Raw genomic sequence first — 14,673 nt, 5'->3', positions numbered from 1 at the left:
TGATAGAAGTTTTAGGTCATAACGAAGACACTCTACACTGAAATAAAAAAAGCCAATCCACTAACAGGATTGGCTTTTCTACCATGTTTATAAAATTTGAATTAGTCTTAAATTTTAAAAACAATCGCCTTATTGAGTACACACCAAATCTTATAGCAAAAATGAATGCACACAAATAGACATCTCAACTAAAATTGTCTTAAAAACAGTATTTGTTTTCTGTTTTAACTTTTTCGGCAACTTCCTTACGTAAATCTACGATATCTGGATAGTTGGCATATTTTGTAAAACGTTTAAGTCCCATAAGCATCATACGTTGTTCGTCACCTTCAGCAAAAGAAATAATACTTTCTTTTCCTTTTTCTTCAACGATATCAACAGCGTGATATAAGTATAATTTTGCCATGGCTATTTGAGCAGATTGCGCTTCTTCGCCAAAACGTTTTGCATTTTTTTCGGTTCTTAAAATGGCCGATTCTGCCATATAGATTTCAATTAAAATATCGGCCGCAGCAATTAATAATTGTTGGTGATCTTCTAATTGAGGTCCATATTTTTGAACGGCTCCACCAGCAACCATTAAGAAGGTCTTTTTTAACTTCTTAATCATTTCTTTTTCTTCAGAAAATAATTCCGAATAATCTGGCGTATCAAATGAAGGAATACCCATTAACTCTTCTTGAACAGCTTGAGCAGGACCTAATAAATCGACGTGACCTTTCATTGCTTTTTTAACCAACATGCCAACAGATAGCATTCTGTTGATTTCGTTAGTACCTTCATAAATACGAGCAATACGCGCATCTCTCCAGGCAGCTTCCATCGGTGTTTCTTCAGAGAATCCCATACCACCAAAAATCTGGATACCTTCATCAGCACAGTTTTGAACATCTTCGGAAACAGCCACTTTTAGTATCGAACATTCAATAGCATATTCTTCAACACCTTTCAACTCAGCTTCCTGATGTGTATTTCCTGAAGCTTCACGAATAGCGATACGATCTTCAATGTTTTTAGCAGCTCTATAAGTTGCCGATTCACCAGCATAGGCACTTGCAGCCATTTCAGCTAATTTCACTTTGATAGCTCCAAATTCTGAAATTGGCGTTTTAAATTGTTTACGTTCATTAGCATATTGAACTGCTGTAGTTAAAATGCGACGTTGCGAATCTAAACAAGCTGCCGCTAATTTTATACGACCAACATTAAGGGCGTTCATAGCGATTTTAAATCCTTCACCACGACCAGCTAGCATATTTTCAACAGGAACAACCGTATCATTAAAGAATACTTGGCGAGTAGAAGACGCTCGAATACCAAGTTTGTGTTCTTCTTCACCTAAAGTAATTCCATTAGGATTATCTTTATCATATTCTACGATAAAACCTGTGATATTTTTATCATCTTCAATACGCGCAAAAACGATCATCAAACTACAGAATCCTGCATTTGAAATCCACATTTTTTGTCCGTTAATTTTATAAGACTTCCCATCAGCAGACAATTCAGCTGTAGTTTTCCCAGAATTGGCATCAGATCCAGCGCCAGGTTCGGTTAAGCAATATGCACCAAACCATTCTCCGGTCGCTAATTTAGGAACATATTTTTGTTTTTGTTCTTCGGTACCATAAAGTGTTATAGGCATGGTTCCAATGCCTGTATGTGCACCAAAAGCAGTGCTGAAAGATCCTGTTCCGCTTGAGATATAATCACATGTTAAACAGGTAGAGACAAATCCCATTCCTAATCCTGAATACGCTTCAGGAACAGCCACACCTAAAAAGCCTAATTCACCAGCTTTACGCATCACCTCTTCGGTAAGCGCATAATCTTTAGCTTCAAAACGCGGTTTGTGGGCAATAATTTCACGCTCGTTAAATTCCATAACGGCATCCTTCATCATTTTTTGTTCTTCTGAAAAATCTTCAGGAGTAAACACGTCTTCACATTTAGTTTCTTTTACTAAGAACTGACCTCCACGTAGGATGTCTTTTTCTGTTGTTTCCATTTTTTTAAATAGTATTAAGTATTTAGTACAAAGTATTAAGGTTCTAAAGTTGAAGATTTTCGTCTTTGTACTTAATACTAGCTTCTTTATTCTTTTAGTTTAAAAATTCAAATATCCCACAAGCACCTTGACCAGTACCAACACACATGGTTACAGCACCATATTTTCCTTTCATATCACGTTTACGCATTTCATCAAATAACTGTACCGATAATTTTGCTCCAGTGCAACCTAATGGATGTCCTAATGCAATAGCACCACCATTAACGTTAATGATATCAGGATTTAAATCTAATTCTCTAATGACAGCTAACGATTGTGACGCGAAAGCCTCATTAAGTTCTATTAAGCTCAAATCAGATTGTTGTAATCCCGCTTGTTTTAATGCTTTAGGAATCGCTTTTACAGGTCCGATTCCCATGATGCGAGGTTCAACACCAGCAGCAGCATAGTTCACCAAGCGCGCAATGGGTTCGATATTTAGTTCTTTTACCATGTCTTCACTCATGACCATAACAAATGCGGCACCATCACTCATTTGAGACGAGTTACCTGCTGTGACACTTCCGCCAGCAGCAAAAACCGCTCTAAGTTTTGCTAAAGCCTCTTTGCTAGTACCTGCACGCGGACCTTCATCTTTAGTAACAGTATAAGATTTTGTGGCTTTTTTCCCATTCTCATCAATATAAGTTTGATCTACAGTAATAGGAACGATTTGATCTTGAAAACGATTTTCAGCTTGTGCTTTTAAGGCTTTCATATGTGAGTTGTATGCAAACTCATCTTGATCTTCACGAGAGACATTGAACTGATTGGCAACCGCTTCAGCCGTATTTCCCATGCCCCAATAATATTCTTCGTGTCCAGCTTTTACCGTATCGTAGTTTAGTTCAGGTTTGAATCCTGTCATTGGAACCGAACTCATACTTTCTGAACCACCAGCGATAATACAATCGGCCATTCCAGCCTGAATTTTTGCTGTTGCAATTCCGATAGTTTCAATTCCTGAAGAACAAAAACGGTTAACGGTTACACCAGGAACATCCACACTATTTAATCCGATAAGCGAAATAAATCGTGCCATGTTTAAGCCTTGAGATCCTTCAGGCATGGCATTTCCAACGATGACATCGTCAATACGTTTGACGTCCAGTTGCGGTAATTCTTTCATCATATGCTGAATGGTTTCAGCACCTAACTCATCGGCTCTTTTAAAACGGAACACGCCTTTTGGTGCTTTACCAACTGCTGTTCTGTATGCTTTTACTATATATGCTTGTTTCATAATATTGTATTAAGATTAGAGTATAAAGTATTAAGACTTTTTTATGGATTTTTGAAGTGAGAAATTCATTTTTGTAACTTCCAGTACTTCATTAATTATAGGTCTTACACTTTCCTCATTTATAAGGTTTAATCTTTTTGATAAATATAATTGAGTTAATAATTCGAATGAAGATCCGTTAGCTATGCCTAAGAACTGCTTAAATTCTCCATTGGTATTTCTACCTGCACCTTCTGCAATATTTGAAGGAATAGAGATAGCACTTCTTCTTAATTGAGAAACTAAACCATATTTTTCAACAGGAGGAAAATCTTCTGTGGCTCTATAGCAATTTTCTGTTATGTCCATTGCTTTTTGCCATATTTTTAGTTCTTCAAATCTGTGCATGACTTTTAGTTCTTTGTACTTAATTCTTTATACTAACTACTTTTCGCAACTAGTTGCGAAGTGGTTTTCCAGTTTTTAACATATGCTGAATGCGTTCTAAGGTTTTGCGCTCTGTACAAAGCGACAAGAATGCTTCACGTTCTAGATCTAATAAGTATTGTTCACTTACTAATGTTGGTTCTGATAAATCACCACCAGCCATAACGTAGGCTAGTTTGTTAGCAATTTTATGATCGTGTTCACTGATGTAGTGACTTGCTTCCATGGCATCGGTTCCTACTAGAAACATTCCTAAGGCTTGTTTACCTAATACTTTAACATCAGTTCGTTTAACAGGTTGTGTATAGCCAGCATCTGCCATTAATTTGGCGTGTGCTTTAGCTGTTGCAATTTGACGGTCTTTATTGACCACAACAATATCTTTTCCTTTTTGAAGAATCCCTAAATCGAATGCTTCATAAGCAGAAGTTGCTACCTTAGCCATACCAATGGTTAAGAAATATTCCTGCAGTACATTTAATTCTACATCACCTTTTCTGAAAGTATCCTGTGCGCGTAAGGCCATTTCTTTAGAACCACCACCACCAGGAATCACACCAACACCAAATTCTACTAGTCCGATATAGGTTTCTGCAGCAGCAACCACTTTATCAGCATGCATTGATAATTCACATCCACCACCAAGTGCCATGCCATGAGGCGCAGAAACGGTTGGGATAGTTGAGTAACGCATACGCATCATTGTGTCCTGGAAGTATTTGATTGCCATATTAAGCTCGTCATATTCCTGTTCGGCAGCCATCATGAAAATCATTCCGATATTTGCACCAACAGAGAAGTTCGCCGCTTGGTTACCAACGACTAAACCAGCAAAGTCTTTTTCAGCTAAATCAATAGCTTTGTTTAATCCAGCAAGAACGTCACCACCAATGGTGTTCATTTTAGATTGGAATTCTACATTTAAAATGCCGTCACCTAAATCTTCAACAACAACACCTGAATTTTTAAAGACTTCATTTGATTTTCTGATATTGTCCAGAATGATGAAACTATCTTGTCCAGGAATTTTCTCTTGAGATTTCTTCGGAATGTCATAGGCATAGGTTGCGCCATCTTTTACTGTGTAAAAAGAGGTGCTTCCAGAAGCTAACATCTCGTTAACCCAAGCGTTAGGTTCTAAACCTTCGGCTTTCATCATTTCGATTCCATTTTCAACACCAATCGCATCCCAAATCTGGAAAGGACCGTGTTCCCATCCGAAACCTGCTTTCATGGCGTCGTCAATTTTGTATAAATCGTCAGTGATTTCAGGAATACGGTTAGAAACATAGGCAAATAATGCTGCGAAACTTTTTCTGTAGAATTCACCAGCTTTATCTTTTCCTTTGACTAATATTTTAAAGCGGTCAACCACTTTGTCTACCGTTTTGGTCAATTCTAAGGTTGCAAACTTTGCTTTTTGAGCCGATCGGTATTCTAGTGTATTTAAGTCGAGTGATAATATTTCCTTTTTACCTTCAGCAGAAACCGATTTTTTGTAGAATCCTTGTCCGGTTTTACTTCCCAGCCATTTGTTTTCCATCATGGTATTGATGAAGTCAGGTAAAACGAATAATTCGTTGCGTTCATCCTTCGGACAGTTTTCTTTGATACCGTTAGCGACATGTACCAACGTATCTAAACCAACCACATCAACCGTACGGAAGGTTGCTGATTTTGGGCGACCAATAACAGGACCCGATAACTTATCGACTTCTTCAATCGTTAAGTCTAAATCTTTAACCGTATGAAACAAGCTCATGATGCTAAAAATCCCGATTCGGTTTCCAATAAACGCAGGCGTATCTTTAGCAACTACAGATGTTTTTCCGAGGAATTTTTCACCATATTCGTTTAAGAATTCTAAAACAGACGCATCGGTTTTAGGACCAGGAATGATTTCAAATAATTTTAAGTAACGTGCAGGATTGAAGAAGTGGGTTCCGCAGAAATGTTTCTGAAAATCTTCACTTCGGCCTTCACTCATAAATTTAATAGGTATTCCAGAGGTATTGGATGTAATTAACGTTCCTGGCGTACGGTATTGTTCTAATTTTTCAAACACCTGTTGTTTAATGTTTAGGCGTTCAACAACAACTTCCATAATCCAATCCACATCTTTTACTTTTGCTATATCATCTTCAAGATTTCCTGTGGTGATACGATTTGCAAAAGAAGGATGATAGAGTGGTGCAGGCTTAGATTTAATTGAAGCGGTTAAAGCATCATTAACCAAGCGATTTCTCACCACTTTGTCTTCTAAAGTTAAACCTTTGGCTTTTTCTTTATCATTAAGTTCTCTTGGTATGATGTCTAATAGTAGGACATCAACGCCAATGTTAGCAAAATGGCAGGCGATACCGCTTCCCATAATTCCTGAACCAATGATGGCTATTTTTTTTATTCTACGTTTACTCATTTTATTTTATAATGTGTTCTTTTTGGTTGTATATCTGTTTGTTTGAAATCATATTATTAATGACTTCAGCAACTTTGTAAAAATTATTTAATTCCTCTGAAGAAACATTAGCTTTAATCGTTTCATTAAAGGTTAATACCTTTTCTCTTGAATAGGCTCTTTTTTCTCTTCCAAATTCGGTTAAATGGATGAGGACGCCACGACCATCTTCAGGGTTTGGCTTACGAGTGATGAGTCCTTTTTCTTCCATGGTTTTAAGTGTTCTGGAAAGGCTGGTTGCTTCCATGCCCATTTTAGGACCGAGAGATGTAGAAGGTGTGCCATGTTCAGGATCAATGCTAAGTAAAGCAAAGCCTGTAGCCATAGTTGTGTCAAATTGTGATGCCTCTTCGTTATACATCTTATTGACTGCTAACCAGGTGGTTCGTAAGACGTAATCTATGGTTTTATCCTTCATGCAATGAATATTTGAAACCCAAAGATACTAAAAAATACTATGCATGCATAGTATTTAATAAAAAATTATGCATGCATAGTATATTTTCGAATATGATTATAAGGAATTATATAGGTTGAAGTTAGATACCTAACTTAAACTCTGTATATTTTATCGTAAAGTTCTTGATAAATGCTTTTAATTGTTTCGCGTTTCATTTTCAAGGTAGGTGTAAGGTGACCACCATCAATAGACCAGACATCTGGAGTAAGTTCAAAGCGTTTGATTTGTTCCCATTTGCCAAAATGTTGATTGTATTTATCGATTTCTTTTTGAAAACGCTTAATCACAATATCTGAGTTTATAATTTCAGCTTCAGAAGTTCCAACAGCATGACCTTTGAGTTTTATCCAGTCTCTAACAAATTCAAAATTAGGTTGAATTAATGCGGCAGGCATTTTTTCGCCTTCACCAACCACCATAATTTGTTCAATGAAAAGCGATTGTTTCATGTCGTTTTCTAGGAGTGGTGGAATTATGTATTTTCCTCCAGAGGTTTTAAACATTTCCTTTTTACGACCAGTTATTTTAAGGAAACCATCAGAGTCAATTTCTCCTTTATCTCCCGTATGGAAATAATCACCTGTCATAACGCTTGCCGTTTTTTCTGGGTCTTTATAATACCCTAGCATAACGTTTGGACCTTTGATTAAAACTTCACCATCTTCTGCAATTTTTACTTCGACATTGTCAATTGGTTTGCCAACAGTACCTACCTTATAATGTGCATCGGCATACATACCTACAGAAACTACAGGGGAGGTTTCGGTTAATCCGTAGCCTTCCATGACTCTCATATTAGCAGCACCAAAGATTCGCGCTAATCTAGGTTGTAAGGCTGCACTTCCAGAAACCATAGTTGTTAGTTCGCCTCCTAAGGCGTCTCTCCATTTGCTGAAAATTAGTCGGTTTGCTATTTTGAGTTTAAATTCATACCAAGCACCATTAGCACCATATGGTTGCCATTCTTCTCCAAGCTTTACAGCCCAAAAGAATAATGCTTTTTTTATACCAGTTAACTCTTCGCCTTTGAGCATTATTTTGTCAAATACTTTTTCAAGTAATCGTGGTACAACACTCATTAAATTTGGTTTTATTTCTTTAGCATTATCTCCAATTTTATCAATGGCTTCAGCAAAATAAATTGAGGTACCTGCATATTGATAGACATAAATTAAAACACGTTCAAAAATATGACAGATGGGTAAAAAACTTAAAATTCTGGTTTCGTTAGTTGGAGGGAGTGGAACTCTTGGTGAACTATCTAAAACGTTGCTAGTGATGTTCCAATGGGACAGCATCACACCTTTTGGTTTTCCTGTTGTTCCAGAAGTATAAATTATTGTTGCTAAGTCGTCAGGTTTAACCGCATCTTTTCGTGCTTCTACTTCAGGTTGATTACTTGGGTCTTTTCCTAATTCGAATAATTCAGAATAGTGCTTACAACCTTCAATATGGTTAAAAGAATATACTTCTTTAATGCTTGTATTGGCTTGAACTTTCTTTACTTTTTCATAGACTTCCAGATCTGATACAAAACAGTAAATGGATTCGCTATGGTTGAGAACGTATTCGTAATCTTCGGCACAAATGGTTGGGTAGATAGGAATGTTTTGTGCTCCAGTTTGGAGAATTCCAATATCCATGATATTCCATTCGGTTCTATTCGTTGAAGAAATGACAGCAATTTTATCATTTTTTTGAATGCCTAGTTTTAATAAAGCTCTACTTACAGCATTAGCTTTATCTAAATACTCTTTAGTTGAAGTTTTTACCCATGTACCATCATACTTAGTTACTAAAGCAGCATCTAAATTATGAACTTCTAATTGGTAATAGGGAAAATCAAAAAGTCTAGTTATTTGTGTCATCGTCTCAATAGGGATTGTAGCTTTGCAAATTAGGAAATAATAAGCGAATATCAAATTTGATAATAAAAAAAGGAGCTACAATGACTTAGCTCCTTAATTTGTTTGAATTTTAACTAAAAATGAAATGTCAAACTTGTTTTTAACTAACTAAAAAACTAATAAACCCTTCTATATTAATTTTTCGTTTGACTCGATTTTAGAGTTTAAAATTAAAATTAATAATTGGTTTAAACGTGTAAAAAATCGTAATGCGAGGATATAATTTTTTTTAGTTGAATTAATTTCTAAATTATTGAGAATTAACTTTTGTTAAAAACCGCTTTTATTAAAGGGTAGTCTTTTTTAAAATAAGATTTTGGTGTTTCATTCATAAAGAGTTTAAAATCTCTTGCAAAGTGGGATCTATCGTAATAGTCAAACATATAAATAAGATCATTTATGGCAATTTCCTGACTTTCGTATTTCCGCATTAATTTTATAAAACGATATAAGCGTACATATTTTCCAGGGGTTAAACCAACAATGATTTTAAATTGTGTTTCTAATGTTTTTTGAGAGATATTTACATGATCTAAAATGTCGACGATGTTGACTAAACCTTCTTTTTCTTTGATTAAATCGATAGCAATATCCACATTTTTAGTATTCTTGTTAGTGGTTAGTTTTAATGATGAAAAAAAGTGATCAAGGCTTTTGGTGGTATCTTTTGGATTTTTGAAATTTTCAAAAACAGGCTTAATTTTATGATAAAACTCCGGATGAAATTTGGCTAAAGCGGTATGCTTGTTTTCTAATTTTGAAATGTTGGTGTTTAAAATTTTGAATAAAGCTGTTGGATGTAAGCTAATTCCAAATGACAATGACTTCGTTAGAGACTGAAATTGATAGGACCTAAAAAACTGCCCACTTACAACGGTTTCCTTTAATGGCATTTCTTTTTTGCCTAGAACTGCTTTTTGTTCTCCAAAAAACACATGTGTAATATGTGTTAAACCAATAGGTAAAACACTAGACTGAAAAGGCGTAATTGCTTCAGAAAAGTTTAATTGGTAATATTCTTCAACAAGATTAGGAACACTATTTTCAAAATATTTCAACGTCATATAAACGGATTAATTGTAGGTAAATTAACACAATAATTTGAAAATAAAGAATATAAGTCTTTATTAAATTATGAATTCTTAGAAGCAATCCAAGTTCTGGCATTAACAAACGCTTCTAACCAAGGTGAAACCTGATCTTTTCTATCATTAGGATAATGCGCCCAATTCCACTGAAATGTAGAACGCTCAATATGTGGCATCATGACCAAATGACGTCCTGTTTTATCACAGAGCATTGCTGTATTATAGTCTGAACCATTAGGATTTGCCGGATAACTGTCGTAGCCATATTTCGCTACAATATTATAATGATTTTCTGGTTCTGGAAGATTGAATTTACCTTCGCCATGACTTATCCAAACCCCTAAAGTCGCCTCTTTTAAAGTAGAAAGCATGACCGAATTATTTTCTTGTACCCTTACTGATGTAAACGCACTTTCATGTTTGTTAGAATCATTATGAAGCATTTTTCCGTGTTGTGAATGCTCAGGGTTTATCAATTCAAGTTCCATGAACAACTGACAACCATTACAGATTCCTACAGACAACGTATCTTCTCGTTTAAAGAAATCGTTAATCGCTTTATTTGCGTTTTCGTTGTATTTAATAGCACCAGCCCAACCTTTGGCAGAACCTAAAACATCAGAATTTGAGAAACCACCCACAGCTCCTAAAAACTGAATATCTTTTAAGGTTTCACGACCAGAAATTAAATCGGTCATATGAACATCTTTTACGTCAAAACCAGCAAGGTACATAGCGTTTGCCATTTCACGCTCTGAATTGCTTCCTTTTTCACGTAAAATGGCAGCTTTAGGTCTTGGTTTGGTGTTATCACGATGAGGAAGTTTTCCTGTAAAATGTTCTGGGAATTTATAATTTAAAGGTTGCTGTGCATAATTTTCATAGCGCGTTTTGGCTAATCCATTTGCGGTTTGTTTCTGGTCAAGTAAAAATGAAGTTTTATACCACATGTCTCTCAATCTGGAAACTGTCATTGTAAAAACTTCATTGTTGTTAATGATGCTTAATACATCCGAAGTGGTGACTTTACCAATATTGAAAAATTCGATATTTGCTTCAGAAAGCATCTGTTCAATAGTACGATCTTTTGCCTGAAATACGAGTCCGGAGTTTTCAGCAAACAACAGTTTTTGCGAATCTTTTTCTCCTAATTTAGTGAGGTCTAATTCTGCGCCAAGATTAATATCAGCAAAACATAATTCTAATAAAGTTGTGATTAATCCGCCAGAAGCCACATCATGACCAGCAACAATTTGTTGGTCTTTGATAAGCTTCTGAATGGTATTAAACACAGTTTTAACATAAGAAGCACTAGTTACATTAGGTGTTTCGTTACCTACTTTATTTAAGATTTGAGCAAATGAACTTCCGCCAAGTTTGAAATCATCTTGTGATAAATTGATATAATAGATGTCTCCAGCATTTTTATTAAAAACAGGTTCGACAACTTTATTTATATCATTACAGTTTGCTGCTGCTGAAATAATCACAGTTCCAGGAGAAATAACATCGCCATCGGGATATTTTTGCTTCATTGAAAGCGAGTCTTTTCCTGTTGGAACATTGATACCTAAATCAATGGCAAATTCTGAAATCGCTTTTACAGCTTCATATAAACGCGCGTCTTCGCCTTCGTTTTTGCAAGGCCACATCCAGTTTGCTGAAAGCGAAACACTTTTTAAGCCGTCTTTTAAAGGCGCCCAGATGATATTGGTTAGTGCTTCGGTAATGCTATTTCTACTTCCAGCTACAGGATTAATTAATCCCGAAATAGGAGAGTGCCCAATGGAAGTTGCAATACCTTCTTTTCCTTGATAATCTAAAGCCATGACACCAACATTGCTCAATGGTAATTGCAAAGGCCCTGCACATTGTTGCTTGGCTACTTTCCCACCAACACAACGATCTACTTTGTTAGTAAGCCAATCTTTACAAGCGACAGCTTCTAATTGTAAAACCTGATCGAGATACTCATAGAATTTATTAGTATCATAATTTAAATCACTATAGGTTCGTTGCAAAGCCGTATCGGTCATTATTGTTTTTGGAGAACTTCCAAACATATCTTCTAAAGCCAAATCCATTGGTTTGTTTCCTTTGGTTTCAGATTTAAAGCAGAAGTGTTTATCATTGGTAACATTTCCAACGGTATACAACGGAGAACGTTCACGCTCGGCAATTTTACTAATATGATCTAAATGTTTTTCGGCAATTAATAATCCCATACGTTCTTGAGATTCGTTACCAATAATTTCTTTATCTGAAAGCGTTGGGTCTCCAACAGGTAATTTGTCTAAATCGATGCATCCACCAGTATCTTCAATTAATTCACTAAGGCAATTAAGGTGTCCGCCAGCACCATGATCGTGGATAGAAATGATGTGATTGTCATCGCTTTCAACCATGCCACGAACCACATTAGCGGCACGTTTTTGCATTTCAGGGTTAGAACGTTGAACGGCATTGAGTTCGATTCCAGAAGAGAATTCTCCAGTATCTGCACTGGATACGGCAGCGCCTCCCATCCCGATACGGTAATTTTCTCCACCAAGAACGACAATTTTATCTCCTGCTTCTGGAGTTGCTTTAATGGCTTGGTCTAACTTTCCATAGCCAATGCCACCCGCTTGCATAATGACTTTGTCGTAACCGAGTTTTCGAGGTTGAGATCCTTGGCTGTCACTTTGAATGGCATCGTTAGATTCATCATGTTCAAAGGTGAGAACAGAACCGCAAATTAACGGTTGTCCAAATTTATTACCAAAATCTGAAGCACCATTACTTGCTTTTATAAGGATGTCCATTGGAGTTTGATAGAGCCAAGGACGCGCTTTAAAGGTATGTTCCCAAGGACGATCGTTTTCCAATCGTGAATAGGACGTCATATACACTGCTGTACCAGCGAGTGGCAATGAGCCTTTTCCGCCAGCAAGTCGGTCTCTAATTTCACCACCAGAACCTGTTGCAGCACCATTAAAAGGCTCAACAGTTGTTGGGAAGTTGTGAGTTTCGGCTTTGAGAGAAATAACAGATTCAAATTCTTTTTTCTCGTAAAAATCAGGAATATCGGCACGTTTTGGAGCAAATTGTTCAATTTTAGGGCCTTTTATAAAAGCCACATTGTCTTTATAGGCTGAAACAATATCGTTCGGATTCTGTTTAGACGTTTCTTTAATCATTTTAAAGAGCGAACTTGGTTGTTCTTTCCCGTCTATAATAAAGGTGCCGTTAAATATTTTATGACGACAGTGTTCTGAATTCACTTGAGAAAATCCGAAAACTTCAGAGTCGGTTAATGGTCGGCCAATTTTTTTTGAAACACTTTCTAAGTAGGCTATTTCTTCGTCGTTTAATGCTAAACCTTCTTGTTGATTGTATGCTGAAATATCTTCAATGTTGAGAATGTCTTCCGGTTGTATCGCAATGGTAAACGACTCCTGATTTAAACTGGAGTATTTTTCAGAAATCATCGGGTCATAAGCACTGAAAGTTTCAGTACAAGACTTAAATTCTTCAATACGAATGATGCCATCAATACCCATATTTTGTGTGATTTCGACAGCATTGGTACTCCATGGAGTTATCATTGCTGCACGCGGACCAACAAAAAAAGCATCGAGAGATGCTTGTTCTAATTTGGGTTGGTTGCCAAATAACCAAACCAATTTTGAGATGGTTTCATTAGTTAATTCTTTTGTTGCTTGAACAGCATATACCTTACTGTTTTGGTTTCCGAAGAAATGAATCATTATGTCGTGTGTTTTTGAAAATGCAAATTTACATTTTTTCGATGTAACTTATTCAGATAATAGAATTGAAAATAAGGAGTTATTCACGATTTATTAACCAATAAAAAAAAGCGACTTTATAAAGTCGCTTTTTTTTAATGAAATCGCAGTTTACTGCTTGATTAGTTTTTTTGTAATACTTCCGGTTGAGGACTTAAGTTTTACTAAGTAAATGCCTTTGTTTAATGCAGAAATATCTAAGGTTTTGTGTGTAGATGTTATATGTTGAACGCTTATTTTTTTACCTAAAACGTCATAAACTTCAGCCACAAGATTTTGATTCGAATCAATCATTACCTCATCACCTTTAGCAGGATTAGGATACATTTTTACTGTTTCAATAGTTTCAAATTCTTCAACAGATAAGGCCGTTTGCCATATCTCGAATACATACTGAGGATTATCGATAAATGGATTTCGGTTGTCTTGTCTGTCAAAAATAGCATTGTTTCTGTCAATCTCTCTTTGCGAAACAGGATCGTTAACATGCCAGTTGTATAAGATGTCTAAAAATGGCTGGTCAATAGCTTGGTTTGCCGAACCATCAAACATCACATAGTTAAAGCTAGTCATTTGATCTTCATAACGCGTTACAAAAAAGAAGTACATACGCGCAATATCGCCTTTAAATTCATCGATAGGTTCAAAAACATCTCCAGAATATCCTGCAGACACCCCAGAGTTTACATTATTACCTCGACGAGTACCGTTAGAATATTCGTCAAATTGTTGCGCTGTATTTACAAAGCTAAACGGTAGGTTGCCTCTTTGAGCGTTGACATACTTATCTGAAGGAATCACAAAATGCGCATCGTTTCTCATAGGAGAATCGCTATTAAAAGCAGATTGCGGAATCGTATGCTCTCTGTTATAACGTTGGCCTTCGGCAGTTCCCATGGTGCCATCATCTTGATTGATACCATAGGTGTATTCGTAAGCATCTGGTAAATTTGTACTGGTATTATCTGGATTTTGAATCACACCTTCAGAGTACATATCTAATAAAGTACCGTTATTTTCAAAGTAGATGTCAATATCTGAGTTCTGGAAAGTTACATACAAAGCGGCATAACCTAAATCTTGAGCCGTGTATTCGGTAGCTAAACCATCAAAATTATCATCGATAATATTTTTTAATTGTGTTTTTAACGCAAAGCCAGTTCCAGTAGCCGAATCGTAATATCCAGCTGGGATTTGAGCTAGGGCAGTGTTTGCGAAAAATAGAGTAATAAATAAGTAAATGTATTTCATAG

General features: G+C 36.1%; 9 protein-coding genes. All 9 read right to left on the bottom strand.

Features of this window, described 5'->3' with window-relative positions; translation table 11 throughout:
* Positions 1–199: 199 nt before the first annotated feature.
* Positions 200–2,008, bottom strand: coding sequence for an acyl-CoA dehydrogenase family protein (locus tag N4270_RS11400; protein WP_260097269.1), 1,809 nt, complete (start codon positions 2,006–2,008; stop codon positions 200–202).
* A gap of 94 nt (positions 2,009–2,102) precedes the next feature.
* A complete protein-coding gene (locus N4270_RS11395; protein WP_248411796.1) occupies positions 2,103–3,293 on the bottom strand; it encodes an acetyl-CoA C-acyltransferase in 1,191 nt (396 codons plus the stop codon).
* A gap of 30 nt (positions 3,294–3,323) precedes the next feature.
* On the bottom strand, positions 3,324–3,680 hold the full coding sequence (locus tag N4270_RS11390; protein WP_260097266.1) for a four helix bundle protein: 357 nt from the start codon (positions 3,678–3,680) through the stop codon (positions 3,324–3,326).
* 49 nt (positions 3,681–3,729) lie between these two features.
* On the bottom strand, positions 3,730–6,138 hold the full coding sequence (locus N4270_RS11385) for a 3-hydroxyacyl-CoA dehydrogenase/enoyl-CoA hydratase family protein (protein WP_260097265.1): 2,409 nt from the start codon (positions 6,136–6,138) through the stop codon (positions 3,730–3,732).
* 1 nt (position 6,139) lies between these two features.
* Positions 6,140–6,595 (bottom strand): MarR family winged helix-turn-helix transcriptional regulator, encoded by a 456-nt coding sequence (locus tag N4270_RS11380; protein ID WP_260097264.1) that lies wholly within the window; start codon positions 6,593–6,595, stop codon positions 6,140–6,142.
* A 134-nt stretch (positions 6,596–6,729) separates the two neighbouring features.
* Entirely contained in the window at positions 6,730–8,505 is a 1,776-nt protein-coding gene (locus N4270_RS11375) for a long-chain fatty acid--CoA ligase (protein ID WP_260097263.1), read from the bottom strand.
* A gap of 299 nt (positions 8,506–8,804) precedes the next feature.
* Entirely contained in the window at positions 8,805–9,608 is an 804-nt protein-coding gene (locus N4270_RS11370; RefSeq protein ID WP_260097262.1) for a helix-turn-helix domain-containing protein, read from the bottom strand.
* Between the two features lie 68 nt (positions 9,609–9,676).
* Positions 9,677–13,381, bottom strand: a complete 3,705-nt coding sequence (gene purL, locus N4270_RS11365; RefSeq protein ID WP_260097261.1) for a phosphoribosylformylglycinamidine synthase — start codon at positions 13,379–13,381, stop codon at positions 9,677–9,679.
* 150 nt (positions 13,382–13,531) lie between these two features.
* On the bottom strand, positions 13,532–14,671 hold the full coding sequence (locus N4270_RS11360; RefSeq protein WP_260097260.1) for an endonuclease: 1,140 nt from the start codon (positions 14,669–14,671) through the stop codon (positions 13,532–13,534).
* Positions 14,672–14,673: the final 2 nt, after the last annotated feature.

It is taken from the genome of Psychroserpens sp. SPM9 (assembly GCF_025153525.1).
Taxonomy (GTDB): Bacteria; Bacteroidota; Bacteroidia; order Flavobacteriales; family Flavobacteriaceae; genus Psychroserpens.
The sequence above is the reverse complement of the archived record's forward strand: the minus strand, read 5'-3'. Positions and strand labels throughout refer to the sequence as shown.

Bases quoted from the DNA above. Each gene is read 5' to 3' on its own strand.
- purL (WP_260097261.1), bottom strand. From the start codon at position 13,381: ATGATTCATTTCTTCGGAAACCAAAACAGTAAGGTATATGCTGTTCAA.
- N4270_RS11390 (WP_260097266.1), bottom strand. From the start codon at position 3,680: ATGCACAGATTTGAAGAACTAAAAATATGGCAAAAAGCAATGGACATA.
- N4270_RS11360 (WP_260097260.1), bottom strand. From the start codon at position 14,671: ATGAAATACATTTACTTATTTATTACTCTATTTTTCGCAAACACTGCC.
- N4270_RS11385 (WP_260097265.1), bottom strand. From the start codon at position 6,138: ATGAGTAAACGTAGAATAAAAAAAATAGCCATCATTGGTTCAGGAATT.
- N4270_RS11370 (WP_260097262.1), bottom strand. From the start codon at position 9,608: ATGACGTTGAAATATTTTGAAAATAGTGTTCCTAATCTTGTTGAAGAA.
- N4270_RS11395 (WP_248411796.1), bottom strand. From the start codon at position 3,293: ATGAAACAAGCATATATAGTAAAAGCATACAGAACAGCAGTTGGTAAA.
- N4270_RS11400 (WP_260097269.1), bottom strand. From the start codon at position 2,008: ATGGAAACAACAGAAAAAGACATCCTACGTGGAGGTCAGTTCTTAGTA.
- N4270_RS11380 (WP_260097264.1), bottom strand. From the start codon at position 6,595: ATGAAGGATAAAACCATAGATTACGTCTTACGAACCACCTGGTTAGCA.
- N4270_RS11375 (WP_260097263.1), bottom strand. From the start codon at position 8,505: ATGACACAAATAACTAGACTTTTTGATTTTCCCTATTACCAATTAGAA.